15 protein-coding genes are annotated in these 18844 nt (G+C 37.3%); 10 read left to right on the top strand and 5 right to left on the bottom strand.

The window, feature by feature from the left end; genetic code table 11:
• Nucleotides 1–7 precede the first annotated feature (7 nt).
• Nucleotides 8–553, bottom strand: coding sequence for an endonuclease SmrB (gene smrB, locus ACR30L_RS15700; RefSeq protein ID WP_435235190.1), 546 nt, complete (start codon nt 551–553; stop codon nt 8–10).
• 100 nt (nt 554–653) lie between these two features.
• On the opposite strand from smrB, the gene prmB reads away from it, so the two are divergent.
• The gene (prmB, locus tag ACR30L_RS15695; RefSeq protein ID WP_435235189.1) at nt 654–1565 is read left to right on the top strand and encodes a 50S ribosomal protein L3 N(5)-glutamine methyltransferase; all 912 of its coding nucleotides are present in this window, start codon (nt 654–656) and stop codon (nt 1563–1565) included.
• Nucleotides 1566–1599: 34 nt separating this feature from the next.
• Nucleotides 1600–2688: a chorismate synthase gene (aroC, locus tag ACR30L_RS15690; RefSeq protein WP_435235188.1), complete on the top strand. Its 1089-nt coding sequence runs from the start codon at nt 1600–1602 to the stop codon at nt 2686–2688.
• A gap of 63 nt (nt 2689–2751) precedes the next feature.
• Here aroC and ACR30L_RS15685 read toward each other — a convergent pair whose 3' ends face one another.
• Nucleotides 2752–3654, bottom strand: coding sequence for a LysR family transcriptional regulator (locus ACR30L_RS15685; protein ID WP_435235187.1), 903 nt, complete (start codon nt 3652–3654; stop codon nt 2752–2754).
• Between the two features lie 73 nt (nt 3655–3727).
• Between ACR30L_RS15685 and ACR30L_RS15680 the strand changes: the two genes are divergently transcribed.
• The gene (locus tag ACR30L_RS15680; protein ID WP_435235186.1) at nt 3728–4693 is read left to right on the top strand and encodes a TDT family transporter; all 966 of its coding nucleotides are present in this window, start codon (nt 3728–3730) and stop codon (nt 4691–4693) included.
• Between the two features lie 27 nt (nt 4694–4720).
• Complete coding sequence (gene modF, locus ACR30L_RS15675; protein WP_435235185.1) at nt 4721–6178, top strand: molybdate ABC transporter ATP-binding protein ModF; 1458 nt, start codon at nt 4721–4723, stop codon at nt 6176–6178.
• Between the two features lie 62 nt (nt 6179–6240).
• Here modF and ACR30L_RS15670 read toward each other — a convergent pair whose 3' ends face one another.
• Nucleotides 6241–8121 carry a methyl-accepting chemotaxis protein gene (locus ACR30L_RS15670; protein ID WP_435235184.1) on the bottom strand — a complete coding sequence of 627 codons (1881 nt, stop codon included), beginning with the start codon at nt 8119–8121 and terminating at the stop codon, nt 6241–6243.
• 810 nt (nt 8122–8931) lie between these two features.
• Between ACR30L_RS15670 and ACR30L_RS15665 the strand changes: the two genes are divergently transcribed.
• The 5 genes from ACR30L_RS15665 (at nt 8932) to ACR30L_RS15645 (ending at nt 14246) form a co-directional block, all read left to right on the top strand.
• Nucleotides 8932–9729 (top strand): transporter substrate-binding domain-containing protein, encoded by a 798-nt coding sequence (locus ACR30L_RS15665; protein ID WP_435235183.1) that lies wholly within the window; start codon nt 8932–8934, stop codon nt 9727–9729.
• 52 nt (nt 9730–9781) lie between these two features.
• Complete coding sequence (locus tag ACR30L_RS15660) at nt 9782–10729, top strand: amino acid ABC transporter permease (RefSeq protein ID WP_435235182.1); 948 nt, start codon at nt 9782–9784, stop codon at nt 10727–10729.
• A gap of 22 nt (nt 10730–10751) precedes the next feature.
• The gene (locus ACR30L_RS15655) at nt 10752–11477 is read left to right on the top strand and encodes an amino acid ABC transporter ATP-binding protein (RefSeq protein ID WP_435237921.1); all 726 of its coding nucleotides are present in this window, start codon (nt 10752–10754) and stop codon (nt 11475–11477) included.
• 259 nt (nt 11478–11736) lie between these two features.
• Nucleotides 11737–12615, top strand: a complete 879-nt coding sequence (locus tag ACR30L_RS15650; protein ID WP_435235181.1) for an AEC family transporter — start codon at nt 11737–11739, stop codon at nt 12613–12615.
• A gap of 68 nt (nt 12616–12683) precedes the next feature.
• Nucleotides 12684–14246, top strand: a complete 1563-nt coding sequence (locus ACR30L_RS15645) for a sensor domain-containing diguanylate cyclase (protein WP_435235180.1) — start codon at nt 12684–12686, stop codon at nt 14244–14246.
• A 130-nt stretch (nt 14247–14376) separates the two neighbouring features.
• Here the strand turns inward: ACR30L_RS15645 and mgtE are convergent, their stop codons facing one another.
• Complete coding sequence (gene mgtE / locus ACR30L_RS15640; RefSeq protein ID WP_435235179.1) at nt 14377–15732, bottom strand: magnesium transporter; 1356 nt, start codon at nt 15730–15732, stop codon at nt 14377–14379.
• A 711-nt stretch (nt 15733–16443) separates the two neighbouring features.
• Nucleotides 16444–17208: an FCD domain-containing protein gene (locus tag ACR30L_RS15635; protein WP_435235178.1), complete on the bottom strand. Its 765-nt coding sequence runs from the start codon at nt 17206–17208 to the stop codon at nt 16444–16446.
• Nucleotides 17209–17801: 593 nt separating this feature from the next.
• Here ACR30L_RS15635 and ACR30L_RS15630 point away from each other — a divergent pair.
• The gene (locus ACR30L_RS15630; RefSeq protein WP_435235177.1) at nt 17802–18797 is read left to right on the top strand and encodes a TRAP transporter substrate-binding protein; all 996 of its coding nucleotides are present in this window, start codon (nt 17802–17804) and stop codon (nt 18795–18797) included.
• The last annotated feature ends 47 nt before the right edge of the window (nt 18798–18844 follow it).

Here is an 18844-nt window from a genome sequence, read left to right as displayed (position 1 = left end):
CACTATATTATTTTTCGTACTCGCGCTTCATTTGCCAATCTTCGAGCTCAACTAATACTAATAATGCACCGTGACCGCCAAATTCTAAAGGGGCTTGGTGAAAGGCTAAAATATCAGGATGTTGAGCTAACCATAAAGGCACTTGTTTCTTGAGGACATGTTTGCCGACACCGTGCATAACACTACAGCAATATAATCCTTCTTTTTTACAACAGGCGATTAAAGCGCCGAGTTCTCGTTTGGCTTCTTCTTGGGTTAAACCATGCAGATCTAAAATGATTTCAGGGGCAAAGTCACCGCGACGGAGTTGTTTGATCAGGTACTTTTGTGCGTCTTGGCGAATGTATCGAACGGGCCCTTCTTCAGCAAGGTGTGGTTCAAAGCCATCGGAGAAATGATCGGTTTCAAATCCTGTTTCTATGACTTGCTTGGTGAACTGCTTCTTCTTGATGTTTTTCGTGGGCAATTTTATGGTATCCTGCTTTATTTTTTTGATACCTGAAAATTCTGCACTAAAGAGAGAAAAATCATCATCTTGGTTTTTATCGGTCATGGTTTTTCCTAAATAGTTGCAATCGATTTGAAGCAATACTGCAAGCCGAGTCGTTTTATAAATGTGAAATAGGTGCAGTTTACCTTAATTGGAGAATAAGTTGGATACGATTTTTAGTGATGAAGCTGTAAACGAGCTGCGTACCATCCAAGATATGATACGTTGGGCGACAACGGAGTTTAATCGAGCTGGTTTATTTTATGGGCACGGTGCTGATAATGCGATTGATGATGCGTTGCGTTTGATTATGCCATCGCTTAATTTACCATTGAGTTGCGATAGTGAAATTTATAATACGCGCTTAACTCGACGTGAACGCGAAATGCTGGTGGAATTAATTGTTAAACGTATTGAGTTACGTATTCCCGTTGCTTATATCACTAATACTGCTTGGTTTGCTGGGCTGGAATTTTATGTTGATGAACGTACTTTGGTGCCTCGTTCTCCTTTTGCAGAGCTTATCAACGCAAGTTTCGAACCTTGGTTACAAACATCACCATTAAGAATTTTAGATCTTTGTACGGGCAGTGGTTGTATTGCGATTGCCTGTGCCTATGCCTTTCCAGAAGCGGAAGTTGATGCCGTTGATATTTCCGATGATGCCTTAGAAGTGGCAGAAATTAATATTCAAGGCCATGGTGTCGAACAACAGGTAACACCAATTTATTCGGATCTTTTCTCGGGAGTGGCAGATCAAAAATATGATTTGATCGTGTCTAATCCACCCTATGTGGATCAGGAAGATATGGATAATTTACCCGATGAATTTAGACATGAGCCAGAGTTAGGATTGGCATCGGGATTTGATGGTTTAGATCTAGTACGAAAAATGTTGAAGCAGGCGGGTGACCGTTTGAATGAAAATGGGTTATTATTTGTTGAAGTAGGTAATTCTCAGGTTCATCTGCAGGCAGCTTATCCGCATATTCCATTTGAATGGATTGAATTTGCACAGGGTGGGCACGGTGTGTTTGTGTTAACCAAAGCACAGCTTGATGAGATTAAAGTATAAATTTTAGTTATAGAGTAATAGACGGGAAATAATTATGGCGGGAAGCAGTATTGGTCAACTTTTTAAAGTGACTACATTTGGAGAAAGTCACGGTGCAGCATTAGGTTGCATTGTTGATGGTATTCCACCTAACTTAGCAATTTGCGAAGCAGATCTTCAAGCTGATTTAGACCGACGTCGTCCAGGACAATCTCGTTATACGACGATGCGCCAAGAAGGTGATCAAGTAAAAATTCTCTCGGGTGTATTTGAAGGAAAAACAACGGGGTGCAGTATCGGTTTATTAATCGAGAATACAGACCAACGTTCAAAGGATTACTCAGCAATTAAAGATCTGTTCCGCCCGGGGCATGCTGATTACACCTACCATCAGAAATATGGACACCGTGATTATCGTGGTGGTGGCCGTTCTTCTGCTCGTGAAACCGCAATGCGAGTTGCTGCAGGGGCGATTGCTAAAAAGTATTTGAAAGAACAATACGGTATTGAAATTCATGGTTATTTAAGTCAGCTTGGCGATATTACGCCGGAGTCAATTGACTGGGATGAAGTGGAAAATAATCCATTTTTCTTCCCCGATGCAACTAAGTTAGCGGATCTTGAAGCCTATATGAAAGCTTTAATTAAGGAAGGTAATTCAGTTGGCGCTAAGGTTTCTGTTGTGGCTTCAGGTGTACCCGTTGGTTTAGGTGAGCCTGTTTTTGATCGCTTAGATGCCGAGCTTGCGCATTCTTTAATGAGTATTAATGCGGTGAAGGGCGTTGAAATTGGTGATGGTTTTGCGGTTGCGAATCAAAAAGGAACTGAACACCGCGATGAGATGACACCGGATGGCTTTTTATCTAATCATGCGGGAGGGATCCTTGGTGGCATTTCAACGGGTCAGGATATTATTGCTCATATTGCATTAAAACCGACTTCTAGTTTAACTATCCCGGGAAAAACAATTACGACCGATGGTGAAGCAACGGAAATGATCACAAAAGGACGTCATGATCCCTGTGTCGGTATTCGTGCCGTGCCGATTGCTGAAGCACAAATGGCAATTACATTGTTAGATCATCTATTACGAAATCGTGCGCAGAACTTAAATGTCACAACGAATACCCCGTTTTTAAAATAAAAACGATGGCGTCTTGCTGATAGATAATACCCATTAGTGTCGCGCTAGTGGGTATTTTTTTGCTTAAAAAGGGAGGTGCCAGTTAAGGGTAAACTGAATGAACTGTTGCAGTAATAATCCTTGATATCTGTCTTTATGGCATACTAACCAATAGTTGCGAGACATATCGAGCTGCATTTCTGGAGCAAGGTTAAGTTGCATTAACCGTTGGTCTTTTAATGCGTGACGTGCGGCTAATTTGGAAATACAGGTAATACCTAACCCTGCGGTGGTTGAGTTAATAATCGCTTCCGTGGTATTAAGCTCTAGGGTGATATGGTAATTTGTTAGTTTTTCCCCAATGTTTTTTAGGAAAAATTCACGCGTTCCTGAACCAGATTCTCGTAATATCCACTCTTGATTTTCTAAATCTTGCCAGTTAATGTTTTCTTTCTGGGTAAGAGGATGGTCACTGTTACAAAGTACGAGCATTTCGTCCTGTAACCAACGGGTTAGCATCAGTTGATTATCAAAGTTATAACCTTCGATTAATGCGATATCGATTTCATATTCTTTAATGTGTTCGCAGATCGTACTGCTGTTATCGATTTGGAGAGATTGATTAACCAGCTGAGTTTTTTTTCTAAAGTCGGCAATTAGAAAAGGGGTGATGTGATTACCAATCGTATTGCTTGAGCCAATTCTCAGGGTGACATCGCTCGTGGTTTGTTGCTCAAAAAGACGGCTAATATTTTTACTGTGTTCTAACTGTTCATCGGCCAGTGGTAATAATTGTTTTCCCCATTCATTGAGAATTAAACGACTGTGTTTACGTTCGAATAGTTTGTAATTTAATTGTTTTTCAAGTTCTGCCAGTGCCATGCTGACGGCTGGTTTGCTCATAAATAGTTTTTTAGCGGCAGCTGTGATGGTTTTTTCCTGAGTAATACAAATAAAAACCTGTAATTGTTTTAAGGTGATATTCATTAATATCTCTTATCAGCTGATGTATAGTGTTTTATATAATAACGACCTTAATAAAAGTAATGAAGAGATTGTTGTGATTAATACCTTTAAATCGATAAATAATTATCTATGTCGCCTACCTATTGCATTATCCGGATTAGCTCTCGCTATCGTTAGTTTAGCTGGCGCATGGGATGTGTTTATTGGCGCTGGTGGGGGCGTGCAATTCATTGGAACGGTGATCGCAAGTGTTCTGCTAATACTACTACTGGTTAAATTTATACTGAATTTGGCGTTATTAAAACGAGATTTAGCCCATGTTATTGCAGGTAGTGTTGCCCCAACTTATACCATGGCTATGATGCTTATCGGAGACAATATATCCCTTTATGCTTTTAAAGTGGGGGAAACAATCTGTTATTTCGCTATTTTATTACACGTCTATTTTTTTGTGTGTTTCATCTTTTATCGTATCAAAGACTTTAGGCTTGTTGATGTGCTTCCCAGTTGGTTTATTCCGCCGATTGGGCTTGTGCTAGCCGTTATTACACATCCTGGAGGATTGCCACCTAGTTTCTCCTCGTTATTAATCTATTTTGCTTTTATTGCCTACGCGATTTTATTACCTCTGGTGTTATATCGATTATTTTTTATGGGGGCACTGGCTAATGGTGAAAAACCTTTATTTGCGATCCTTGCTGCGCCACCGAGTTTATTATTGATTAGCTATTTATATTGGGTCGAGCAAGCAAATTATTTAATGGTGTGGGGACTCCTGATGTTAGCTATTTTAATGACTCTTTTTGTGTATTTAAGGTTAATAAAGTTAGTTAAATTGGCGTTTATTCCCGCATTTTCAGCTTTTACATTCCCCGTTGTTATTAGTGCTATTGCGCTATTTAAAGCCAGTGCGTTTTTATTACACCAAGGGGCGTCGCCGCAGTTAGTGTCATTGACATCGTATTTAGCCGTATTTGAATTAGTGATTGCCACTTGCATCGTTGCGTATGTCGCCTTTCGCTATGCGGTGCATTTTTGGCCCGTTCATCATCAGCAGTAATATTCGTTATTTATTAGGTAAGCCACTATGGAAATTAAATTTACAACATTACAAGCGGAGCAGTCTGCTTTTACTCTTAATATTGAAAATTGGATTATTGAAGACGCGCAGCCCTGGGGCGTTTTTTCAACAGAAGGAGATATCGGTTCATTAATTGCGGATTTACTTTCTGGTGAATTTGAAACCGATACGGGAAAAGTCGTTAAAACTGCTGGTAGTATTGCACAGGTATCATTAGGTGAACAACAACGCTTATTGGATCAAGAACTTGCTAAAAATGATACCGACTTTATGGATAAAATTGACCATGGCAGCAGCGTTTATTCACTTATTTATCAGCAATGTGAAGATCCAGCATTGACCGAAAGACTGCTTGAAGAGTTAGATCTTATTGGATTGAAAAATAGTGGTTTTCGTATGTTGTCAACGGGTGAAACACGACGTTTAATGTTAGCACGCGCATTGGCAATAAAACCTGACTTTTTAGTGTTAGATGAACCTTATGCTGGGTTAGATGTTGAACATAGACAATCGCTAGCTGTTTATTTACAAACGTTATCGAAGCAAGTACAAATGTTAGTGATTGTTTCCCGCGAAACTGAAATGCCTGAATGGGTCGAAAAAGTGGCTTTATTTACACAGGGTCAATTAGTAAGTCAAATGGACAAGGTTGCATGGGATAATCATCCTATTATTGCGCAAATTAAAGCACAGTCAGTCGAGCAAAGTGATCAGATGATTGCATTAATTCAAAAGCATCATCATTCATCTCCATTTAATAATCCTATTTTTGAATTAACAGATGGCCGTGTCGCCTATGGCGATCAAACTATTTTTTCTGGGGTCAATTGGCGTATAAATAAAGGTGAACATTGGCAAGTTAAAGGGCCCAATGGTTGTGGGAAAAGTACCTTACTCGGTCTGATCTTTGGCGATCATCCACAATGTTATAGTAATGATATTCAGATATTTGGCAGACAACGCGGAACCGGTGAAACGATTTGGGATATTAAGAAAAATATCGGCATGGTGTCATCGGCATTACATTTGCAATATCGGGTTAATTGCAGTGCATTAGATGTTATTTTATCGGGATTTTATGATTCTATCGGTCTTTACCAACAACCTACACCGCAAGAAAAAAGTATTGCACAGGAATGGTTAGGTATTTTGCATATGAGCCAATTTGCAAGAACAACGTTTAAACAACTTGCCTATGGCCAACAACGGTTATTATTGATAGCGAGAGCGATTGTAAAACACCCCAGTTTATTGATTGTTGATGAACCTTATCAAGGTTTGGATTACCTAGGTCGACGCCTAGTCAAAAATTCATTGGAGTTGATCGCGCGAGAAAACTTGAGTCAATTGTTATATGTATCGCATTACCATGAAGATAGTTTGGACAGTATTCATAATTATCTGACATTTGTGGCAGCTTCGGATGGGAATGGTTACGAAGCAGTGGTTAATTGTATCGATTGATAATGGGAGAGGATAAAAAAGGCCAACGTTAATTAACGTTGGCCGGTCTAATAATATCGTTATTAGACTCTAAAAAAGGCCAATTCTTTTTTCTGTTCCTCTGCCATTTGTGCAAGCTCTGCCGATGCTTGTAACGTTTCATCAACAGCTGCCACATTTTGCTGAACTAAATCAAAAGCCTGGGTCACATTTTTCGAAATATCTTCAGTGACACAGAATTGTTGTTGTGATGCTGTTGCGACCAACGTATTAATGTCTGAAATCGATTCAACAGCATGTGAAATATCTTCAAATGATGCTTTGACTTGATCTGCAAGTAATACCGATTCTTCAATCAATTCGACATTTTGAGTCATATTGCTGTTCGCTCTTTCCGATTGTGTTTGTAATTTTTCAATAATAGCTTGAATACTGACCGTCGACTCTTGTGTTTTAGACGCAAGATTACGTACTTCATCGGCGACGACGGCAAATCCACGACCATATTCACCTGCACGTGCGGCTTCAATAGCTGCATTAAGTGCCAATAGGTTAGTTTGTTCAGAAATCGTTTTAATGACTTCCGTCACAGAGCCAATTTCATCGGAGAAATCTTTTAGCTCTTTAACAATGATTGCGGTATCGGTAACTGAAGTATTAATATCACTCGTTAATAGGATATTTTTCTCAAGGGTTAATTTACCGTTAGCGACATTTTCATTGGCTTTTCTTGCCTCATCTTCAGCCATTACAGCTTTACTGCTTACTTCCTGAGATGTAGAAGATAATTCATTAATGGCAGTCGATATTTGCTCGACCTGTGCCATTTCATCTTGAGAGTTTGATTTTGTGCTATCCATAATGGTGTTTAATTGCAGTGATGCAGAAGAAACACTTTCGGAGATGCCGTGTGAATTTTTGATTAATTCCGTTAACTGACGCGATAAATTAACCAGTGATAGGTATATTCCCGTTTCTTTGCCTGTTTGTTGTAACTCTGTTGTCAGATTACCAGCCGCCATTTTTTCCATTAATGCAGCAATTTCATCGGGTACACCGCCAACAGGTTTTAGCACTAACTTTTCCATCGTATATATAACGATACCAAGGGCAACAATTAAACTAATAAAGCCAAATATGATTGTGGAGATAAGTTGATCATGTGAAGCATCTTCAATAAGGTCATCATTCACAAAGGTGACATAGCTCCACCCGGTAATCTCCATTTGTCCCCAGAATGCGGTGAAATCACCTTTTACGCCATCAAGATCTGCGCTGTAGCTGAGCTCTGGAGTATTTTTATTAAAACTTTTATAGAGAGGGCGCTCAGTAAATATATCTTTACCTAAATAAGAATCATAAGGGGCAACCAAAATTGTGCCGTCATCGTCATAGATAAACATATCTTTACGATGTGAAACGGACGACAATACATCCTGTAAGTAAACAGAGGTCAGCGCAGCAGTTTCATTATCTATTTTATGGGTAAAGGTCACAATTTCTTTACCGCTGACGGCTGATTTAAAAGGTTCTGAAATCGTAAAGGTTTCACCTTTATTAAACATATCATCGTAATAAGAGCGATTTAACTCTTTTACATTAAAATCAAGTTTTTGGCCTTTTGCATTAAAAATATCACCTTGACGATCAATAATATAAACACCCTCGCTGACGTTTCCAAGCATTCGCGCAACCGCTGCTAGTTGGAGCGTTGCATTATGCGATAGCATCGCTTCTTCTGTGTCATCTCGTGATGCTTTAATGCCCGATAGAATTTTTTTGAATCCATTAAATTTTTCAACAATTCCTGCTTCTACGGTTGCATTTTTTTCTTTTAGGATTTGTTTATTTAAAGCCACACTTTCGGTTTTGAAAGAATTAAAGCTAATGGAGATTAATACGGTAATGATGATTAGAATGAGGGCACTTATCGTGCCCGATATTTTTAATTTAAATTTATTCATTATTACTTTTCCTCGTTAGATGCTATTAACAGTGAACGATACAGTGCTAAATCGAAATCCGTTACTGCATATTAGTATGGGTTAATATTAAGTTTTTGAAAGAATCTACCTATTATTATCGGCAAATTTTATGAGAGCTTGAGCTTAAATAGATAAAAAAGTACTTTATTTAGTGTGTTTTTTTTCATAAAAAGCGCCAGTTGATAGTGGTTATTATTGTCCTTAAGTAATTGTTTTTATAATTGAATTAGTTTTATCGATAAATTGCTTGAATTGATTCTTTGAAAGTCACTTTGCTCAGAAAGCTTCGCTATGCCTGATGCTATTTTTTCGTTCAGATTTTTTCTTTATTCATAGTGCATTATCATTTTGTATGATTGCGCCATATTGGTGCGACATAAAAAATACGCATCGTGTTAGTGCGTTAAATTGATGCTGTTGTTTTAGGGGAGGGGATACGTTGTAAGGATTTTTTAATGTATTTTTATTGTTTAGTTTCTTTACTCTTTTACATGTAGCACTTAATAAGCAAGAGATTGAGTCTAAGACTAAAGGCCCAAATAGGTATTAAAGCGTTATAACAATGATCTTACTGGGCTTTCGGTTTGTTCTGAAGGGCATCTTTTATCGCAATATAATTATTATTTAGAAAGCGCATTGACTCATTTATCGGCTTGTATGAGTGAACTAATTCTTATTGGCATTATTTTTGCTTTTCTGAGTGGTTACTAGTAACAGAAAATACGAAATTTATGCCTTCGCTATATCTGAATTACTTTATTTCATTTACCTATAAAAGGACTTCTCTTCATGAAAAATAAATTACTAACATTGGTTTCATCTGCCTCATTGTTGGCTTTGTCTTCGGGCATGGTTAATGCGGGAACATTAGATGATATCACCAAGTCTGGCGAATTACGTGCATGTTTTGATGCTGGCTATATGCCATTCGAAATGAAAGCTAAAAATGGTAATTATATTGGGTTTGATTTAGACCTTGGTAAGTTGATGGCGAAGGAAATGGGTGTTAAATATGTACCCGTAAATACTGCTTGGGATGGTATTATTCCTGCTTTATTAACTGGTAAATGCGACATTATCATGGCCGGTATGACGATTAATGCGCAACGTAATATGCGTGTTAACTTTGCAGACCCTTACATTGTTGTTGGTCAGTCGATTCTTTTAAATCCTAAGCTAGAAGGAAAAGTATCAAGTTATAAAGATTTAAATAGCGCAGATTATACTGTGGTAAGTAAATTAGGTACCTCAGGTGAACAGTCTGTTAAAAAACTGCTAAGCAAAGCGAAATATTTTGCCTTTGAAACAGAAACCGATGCCGCTTTAGAAGTTGCTAATGGTAAGGCAGATGCAATGATTTATGATATGCCGTTTATCTCTATTTATGCAGCACAGGAAAAAGATAAAGTTTCTTCAATTATTGAACCTTTCACTTACGAGCCACTTGGTTGGGCTGTGAAGCAAGGTGATCCTGATTTCTTAAACTTCCTTAATAATTTCTTAAGACAGTCACGTGGCGATGGTAGCTATGACCGAATTTATGATAAGTGGTTTAAAAGTGATACTTGGTTAAGTCAAATTAAATAAATTTTTATAGGCCAAACACTGATTGTTTTGGCCTCTTTTTTTAGGTAAATATATGAAAGATCAACCCCATCGTCTTAAATGGCATATGCTATTTTTTATTACCCTCTTTGCCATGATCGCGGCCATCTATTCTGCTTCACAAACAATAAACTACAACTGGCAATGGTCTCGTGTTTTGCCTTACATTGTTGATACAACTCCTATCGATATAATTGCGCAAGGTGATGGTACGGTTGAAGTGCAAAGTGATGGCACTATTAATGTTATCCTCGATGGCTCTGATACACCGGAAATTATAACGGGAGCGCAAGAAGTATTGGTTTATGACGGTGATATTGTTTTTCAAGGTGATGTGTTAGCACGTAAAGACAATGTAAGAACTGGGGTGTTAGTGAAAGGGCTGTTGATGACCCTACAAATTTCAGTTATTTCACTGTTCTTTGCCATTGTTATTGGCCTTGTTGCTGCTTTAATGCGTATTTCAACAAATCCATTTAATAAGAATTTTTCACTGCTTTACGTTGAAATAATTCGTGGTACACCATTATTGGTGCAGATATTTATTGTGTATTTTTTCTTGGGTACCGTTTTTGATTTGGATAGATTCACCTCGGGTGTTACTGCATTATCCATTTTCTGTGGCGCTTATATTGCAGAGATCCTACGATCGGGTATTCAGTCTATTCCTCCTGGGCAAATGGAGGCCGCGCGCTCATTAGGGATGTCCTATCCCAAAGCCATGATTTATGTGATTTTACCACAGGCATTCAAGCGTACATTACCGCCGATGGCAGGACAATTAATTAATTTAATTAAAGATTCTTCTTTGGTTTCTGTTATTTCTATCACGGATTTAACTAAAGCTGGCCGAGAAGTGGTGAGTGGTAGTTTTGCTACCTTTGAAGTGTGGTTTACGGTTGCTGCATTATATTTACTCCTCACTTCGACGTTGTCATGGGGTGTTCAACGCATTGAGAAAAGGTTAGCAAGTAATGGTTAATAAAAAATACAAAGGTAATGATATGATTGTTACTGCCAGTGTCGATAAAATCTACGCAAATAATTGTCATGCACTTAAGAAAGTGACCACAACGGTTAAGCGTGGAGAAGTCGTGGTTATTATTGGGCCTTCAGGCTCTGGTAAGTCAACGTTTTTGCGTACGCTTAATCAATTAGAAACAATTACCGATGGCGATATTATTATTGATGGTATTAATATGTACGATAGTCGTACTGACATTAATGCCTTACGAGAAAATATTGGCATGGTATTCCAATCTTTTAATTTGTTCCCGCATTTAAGTGTAAAAGAAAATGTGATGTTAGCCCCCTTGAAAGTATCTAAACGTGATAAGCAAAAGGTACAAACAGAAGCTGAGTTATTACTAAAACGCGTTGGGTTAGCAGATAAAATGGATGTTTATCCTAGTCAGCTTTCTGGTGGCCAACAACAACGTGTTGCTATTGCTCGTGCATTAGCGATGAAACCTGACATGATGTTGTTTGATGAGCCTACATCGGCGCTTGATCCTGAAATGGTTGGGGAAGTACTAGATGTGATGAAATCGCTTGCCGCTGAAGGCATGACGATGATTGTAGTGACCCACGAAATGGGGTTTGCTAATGAAGTTGCTGATCGTGTTTTATTTATGGAAGATGGTAAATTATTGGTTGACGATATTCCTGATAATATTTTTAAAACACCAAGTAATCCTCGTCTACAGAAATTTTTAGGCAGTATCCTTTAAGCTGACGACCCACCTGATTGAGTTTATTATGAGTAAAGTGAATCAGGTTACTTAACCCTTAGAGCATGTTCATGCCTATTTCCCTTTGCGAAAAGTTTAAAAAAGACACAAACAATTTTAACCAGTAAAATAGATCTGCTAATTATTACTATTGGTATTAGTAGCTTAATTGGCCTGTATGGTCACTGCCATTGTTTAATTATTTCCCATTTTTTATCTAAAAATAACCGTTAGCATTTAAATTGCTTTAAGGATAAATATGTTTTCTCAGGTTGTTGGTATTCTTTTTCCTGTTTTTGTATTGGTGCTAGTTGGTTATTTAGTTGGGCGTTGGTTACAACCTGATTTTAAACCGATTAATCGTATTAATATGGACGCTTTTGTGCCCGCCTTAGTGTTTTCCTCGCTAGTCAATATGCCCATTGAGATGAGTCAAATACCTTTAGTCAGTGCTTCTTTTATTGCGGTACTTGTTCCTGGGCTGATCATGATCCCTATTACGCTGTTTTTTAAAATGAACTATAAGGTTTGGACGCCGCCACAAATGTTCCGTAATAGTGGTAATTTAGCTATCCCTTTATTTACTTATACCTACGGTGACACTGCCTTGGCGCCCGCCGTTTTGTTGTTTGTTATCTCTTCATGTGCGCATATTAGTATTGGTTTAAGTTTACTCAGTGATGGAAATCCATTAAAGCAAGTCGTAAAAATGCCTATCTTTTTAGCCGCTGTTTTAGCTTTAATTTTAAATATAAGTGGTATTGGTGTTTGGAATCCACTCTTTGATGCGGCTGAATTGCTAGGAGCTGCTGCTATTCCGGTGATGTTGTTATCATTAGGCGCTCAAATGTGTAATATTCGTATTGAGGGATTAAAAATTGGGATACTGTCTACGTTACTGTCATTATTTACTGGTGCGATCGCATTTACGATTATTTATCTTTTTATTCCGTTGCCTACAATAAATATGCAGATGATGTTGTTATTTACCATGTTACCGCCAGCGGTTATGAATTATATGTTTGCAGAACGCTTTAATGTTGAACCTGATAAAGTTGCTTCGATGGTATTATTTAGTAACTTTTTCAGTATTATTACATTACCTATATTATTATCATCAGCATTAGCATGGATTTAATCCTTCATTAAATAAGCTCTATTAATCAATTATTCGCGTTTATAGGGCATAGGATCTTCAAAAATATAATGATTACTTCATTTGAAACACAGGCAACATTAGTAAGTGCAAAACGTAAACGTAGTTTTCTTTATATGTTTCTTTTATTTATATTTCTTTCCATCGTCTTAATTATTATTTATACGATGGCGGAAAGGAATATTATTAAAATCAGAGAAATCGAACAATATGAAGAAATGAATGAAATGTATATTCAAATTAATGACGAATTAAATGCAGCCGTTGTTGATCTTATTTATTATGCACACAGTGATCTTGCTATTGCCACCCTCGAAGATAATGACCAATATGCGAAGCAGTATTTATCATCTTTAATGTTCAATATTAGTGATCTACATAAACGTTATGATCAAATCAGGCTGTTTAATACCGAGGGGGATGAAGTTATTCGTATTGATCAGATGCCCGATTTTTCTTTGTTACAAATTTCACAGGATAAGCACCAGAATAAAAAAGAACGTTATTACTATCAACAATCTAAAAAGCTTGCTGAAGGGGAAATTTATATCTCCAAGTTCGATTTGAATAAAGAGCTCGGTAAAGTTGAATTTCCCATCAAGCCCATGATTCGTTTTTTAACGCCGGTTTTCTCTAAAAAAGGCGAAAATATTGGTGTTGGTATTATTAATTATAATGGTAAAAAAATATTAAAAATTATAAATGAACTTAATATTCATAAAGGTGAATCGGTTTATTTAATCAACCATGATGGTTATTACTTAAAGGCCGATAGTGCAGCAAAAGAGTGGGGGTTTATGTTTCCGGAAAAAGAGCATTTCCGTTTTTCCACAGAATATCCCGATGTATGGGAGTCAATGCTAAAGCATAAAGATCAAAAAATTATTAATGAGTCTGGGGAGTTTTATACTCGATATTTTCCTCTTTCACCTGCATTGTTGGGTAATGTTGTTAATTCAGAAGATGTTTTTTTGGTAATGCATGTTCCTAAAAGCGTTATTCGTGCAGAGTTACAAAGTTTAATTCAAGCGTTGGTGATGGGATTTGTGCTGATTGCCCCGATGCTGTTTTTCTTAGCTTATAAATTAGCCTACTCACAGGTAGAGCAAGACTGGTTATTTAAAAAACTTAATTTTGAAGCGCGTCATGATGCGTTGACCGGATTATATAATCGTCAGGCAATAGTGGGATATCTAGAAAAAAATATACACCTTAGTCGTCGTCGAAAATCCCCATTATCTATCGCTTTTATTGATATTAATGATCTTAAGAAAATGAATGATGGATATGGTCATGAAGCGGGAGATGCTTTAATTAAAGGTGCTGCAAGTGCAATTAATACTTCTATCCGAAATTCAGACTATGCCGCTCGTTTAGGTGGGGATGAGTTCCTTATTGTCTTTATTGATTGCGATAAAGACAATGCGGATATGACGATGAATCGTATTCAAGATAGCTATAATGCACTTGGACGAATCGTCGGTCAAAAGTGGACATTGAGCTTTGGTTGTACGGCGTTATTGGATAAAGAGGATGATGCTGACTCATTGATTGATCGTGCTGATAATGCGATGTATAAACATAAGAAAGAGATGAAACAGGAAATAGAATAATATTATTATTTCTAGGCGCTTATACGATCGGAGTCTATATAAGCGCCAATTAATGGATGCGTAATAGTTATTCAAATACTACAGTTATCGACTTTATGACAGTCAACTTGAAGGAATCTTTCTTGTTGTATTAAATAAGAATTAGCGTTGCCGAACCGAGAAAGATTAAAAAACCAACGGCATCGGTAATCGTTGTGAGAATAACCCCACCAGCAATTGCTGGATCGATTCCCATTCTTTTAAGTAGGTAGGGGATAATCGCACCTGATAAGGTTCCCACTAAACTAACGACAAAAAGGGCTAGTGCGAAAACACCCCCTAATTTTAAATCGCCAAACCATAGATAAGAAATTAAAAATACCACTGCAGCCCATAGGGACCCATTAATAAAAGAGACTTTTAATTCATGAAATGTTAGTGCAAAAATATTGGCTCGACTTACCAGATCCCGCGCTATTCCTCGAGTAACCACCGTTAATGTTTGGCTACCCGTAATCCCTCCCATACTTGCAACAACAGGCATTAATACGGCTAATGCAACAATTTGTTGAATAGATGCTTCAAATAATCCAATCACCCATGCAGCTAAAAATGCAGTGATTAAATTAGTGCCTAACCAAATCGCTCGATTAAATGAGATATGAGAAATGGGGGCAAACATATCTAGTTCATTTTTTAAACCGGCCTGTGCTAATAATTTTTCTTCAGCATTCTTTTTCAATACATCGATAACATCATCGACCGTGATCCGTCCAAGTAGTTTTTTATTTTCATCGACAACGGGGGCCGAGGTTAAATCTTGATCCTCAAATATTTGTGCAACTTGGCTTGCTGATTGTAAGGAGTCAATAAAAGGGACATCGTGCTTCATAACATCGCTGACAGATAAACTATTATCCCAAGAAACAAGATCGCTAAGGTGAAGTGTACCTTGAACACGGTTTTCCCGATCGATAACGACAAGATGATCTAATTGTTCTGGCAGCATGCCTTCTTTTTTACGCAGTTTACACAGGTAACGGTATACGGCCTTTAAACTGACATCTTTTCTTACTGCTGTTGCATCGACATCCATTAGTCCACCAGCGGTATTATCTGGAAAATCTTTTACCGTGTGATAACGTTCTTTACGTTGGCTATCCATCGCCTCTACCATTGCAGAGACAACATTTAACGGTAAATCGGCATCAATATCGGCGAGTTCATCCATTTGCAAGTTAGATAAACATCTGAGCAATGTATCTTCATCGGTTAATTTGATGAGGGAAAGACGAAGGTCTCGGTGGACTGCTAATAACACTTCGCCCTTATCGTTGATGGGGACTAAATCCCAAAATGTACGTCGGTATTTATTAGGTAAGGCTTCAACAAGTCTACCTAGTTCAGCTGGATGATGTTGTTTTATAACAATGACGACCTGAATCGATTGTTCTTTTTCTAAGAAAGAAATTAAGTCGCTCATTTGTTCTGTATTTTTTTGAATCATATAAGTTATTTACCATAGATTGAATGAGTGCTTTTAAATCAGAAAACGCGAGTGGTAATGGTGATGAATAAATCGGAATAAATTTAAAGTTGTCGCGTTCACACAAAAAATTGTGTTGTAAATGGCCTTACTCACAATGCATATTAATGCGAATAGAGATAAACGAGTGGTTGCTTATTAAGCTGGAAACGACTGTTTATGGCGTTTCCTCCATTTGTAAGTTATTTTATTTACAGTGATTGAAGAGTTGTACTCGTTTGTAAGTAATTAAAAATATTACCTGCCATTTGAGTTTGATTATCGTTATAAGATAACAAAATTATGATAAATTGTTAAGGTCTTCTTCCATATCATAAAGTAAGCGTTGAGGAGTTTTGCACTAAAATCTAGCCTTATTGTAAATTTTATCTGTGCTTTATCGTTGCCGAATTAATTAAAGTAAAAAATAATGGGCGAATTGAAGTAAAAATAGACGCTAATTATTAATCGATATTTATTCTTTTATTTTTTATCCCTGGTCACTAAAGCTGAAAAGTAAGTGCAAGCTAGTGCTACTGCTGCAATAAGCAATATAGATAATGCTTATGCATCACATGACTGGCATTTTAGGTACGCAATAAATAATGCATTGTGATTAATAAGGGATGTAGCTGCATAGCATTTAAGATGGGGCAAGTTGCTATGCAAATTTATATTATGGTCGATGTGTTGTTAACTTGCGATGGGATTTTTATTAAATAAATAGCCATCAAATTGTGGATCATCTATATCCGACAGACTAAACAATGTTTGTTTTACATTATCGAGATGTTGCCACATGGCTTGACGTGAGCCGAGTGGATCTCGTCTTAATAAACAAGCCAAAATATGATGATGATCTTCTAACCATTGCTGCCGGTAATTTTGTTCGTTAATGTGCAAATGTAATTGCCGCCACATAGGACTACTTTTTCGGTTTATCCAAAGGTTACGTACCATATCAGCAAGTACACTATTTTGGGTCGCTTCAGCAATTGCAATATGAAACATCTCATCACCGCGATAGTTATCTCCAGCACCTTCTAAATCAAGTTGTTCGATTTCGAGAGCTCGACGTAGCTTTGAAATATCTTTTTTGGTTATTTGTGTTGCTGCAAATTCAGCAATGTGACTTTCAAGAAACTGCCTAGCTTGGAGTAACTCAAAGGGGCCTGAGTCAGACTTGTTTTTGTCAAGATTAACTGAGGTTGTTTCCTGAGGAGTGGCGATCTTGGTTGGGATTTGTAACACATAAACACCAGATCCTTTACGGACATTAACAATATTATTTAATTCTAACATGATTAATGCTTCTCGAATGACCGAGCGGCTTACGTTCATCGTTTCTGCAAGTTCCCGTTCAGGGGGTAATTTCTCACCCACCAAAAACTCACCATTAGCAATACGATTTTTTAATGAAAGACCAATTTTTTGGTAAAGACGCGTTGGTGAACTCATTGGGATCAGAATCCTTTTATTGTCAGTTTTGATACGTGTAAATATTTGGGTGAATAAGTTGGTTAACCACTTAGTTCATTACAATAAATTATTTTTTATGTCTCGACTAGGAAATAAAGTTAATTTATTTCATCTTACTCAAATTCAAACTTTGATTTTAGTCCTTGAAAATTATCAAGGAAAAGGATGCTAAAAAGCGTAATTGTGGTGTTAAATTAATTTATTTTCGCGCTTAATAGTAGTACTTAAAATCTTTTAGTTTGATTATTAATTGCTCAAATATGGATCAATATCGCAGATCCACCTTGTTTTTTGGTCTGACCAATTAATCGTGATTTAGATCTCTTGGCCTGACCAAAATTCCACCTATACTAATGCTGTTTTGTAAATTAATTGTTAACAAATATTGATTTGCAATCACGCCACAGCTTAATTTTTATCAAAGTAAAGCTATTAATCAACTCGAATAACGCTATCGGCCTATTAGTCAAACTAGGCTTACGAATATTTACCATCGTTATTGTGTGTACTTAAGTCACTACTTTATATGGCTAAATTACGCAAACAATAGGACTGAAAAATAAGGAATGAATATGTTATTTGCTCAAAAAGTCAAAAAAGTGGTTAAGACTACAGTTGCATGTATCACGCTTGCTACGTTAGCAACATCTGTTAATGCTGTTACATTTCGTGGTGCCAGTATGTTTGATGGCGAACATGCATTTACCAAAACATTAGTTAAATTTGGTGAATTGGTTGATCAATATTACGATGGTGATGTGACCTTTGATTTGCGGCTAAATGGTGAGTTAGGCGTTGAAAAAGATTATGTTACATTTTTGAATCAAGGTATTGCGATTGATTATACTATTTTAGCGCCTTCCAATATGGCTCGATTCGCGCCTTCAATTCCATTAATGGATATGCCATTTTTATTCCGTGACTTAGATCATTGGAACAAAGTACTTTCAAGTGACACGCTTGTCCCCTTAGAAAAAGAATTATCTGATAAAGCTGACATTGTTATTGTCGGATATTCTGGTGGTGGTACACGTAACCTTGTGTCTAGTGAGCATATTGCTAACAGCGATGAACTTGCTGGTCATAAAATGCGTGTAATGGGGGCGCCTATTCAGGCTCAAATCTTTGCGGCAATTGGTGCAGCACCTTCTGCTATTTCATATAACGAAGTTTACAATGCGATTCAAACCGGTGTGGTGGATGGGCTTGAAAATGAAGCGGCTAGTATTCAAAACCTTAAGTTCTATGAAGTTGCTCCTTATGTCACGTTAACGAAACATACGATCACGGTACGTCCCATTGTGTTTAGTGGTAAAAGTTTCCGAAAATTACCAGCGGATCTTCAAGCTGCGATAAAAAAAGCAGGTAAAGAAGCCGGCGATTTTGGCCGAGAATTAGAGTCTCGTGAAGATAATATGAAACTTAAACAAATGGCCGATGCGAAACAAATCAACCTACTTGAATTTGCTGGGCGTGACAAGTTGTTAGAGATTGTTAAACCGGTTCAAGATAAGTTTGCTGCAAGCATTAATGCAACGGAATTACTTGAAGCGATTCGTAAACAGTAATAACGACGTATAAAACATAAAATCAACCAATCTCTGTGGTCTTTTCT

The sequence above is a fragment of the Psychromonas saccharinae genome, assembly GCF_051201515.1.
Classification (GTDB): Bacteria; Pseudomonadota; Gammaproteobacteria; order Enterobacterales; family Psychromonadaceae; genus Psychromonas.
The sequence above is the reverse complement of the archived record's forward strand: the minus strand, read 5'-3'. Positions and strand labels throughout refer to the sequence as shown.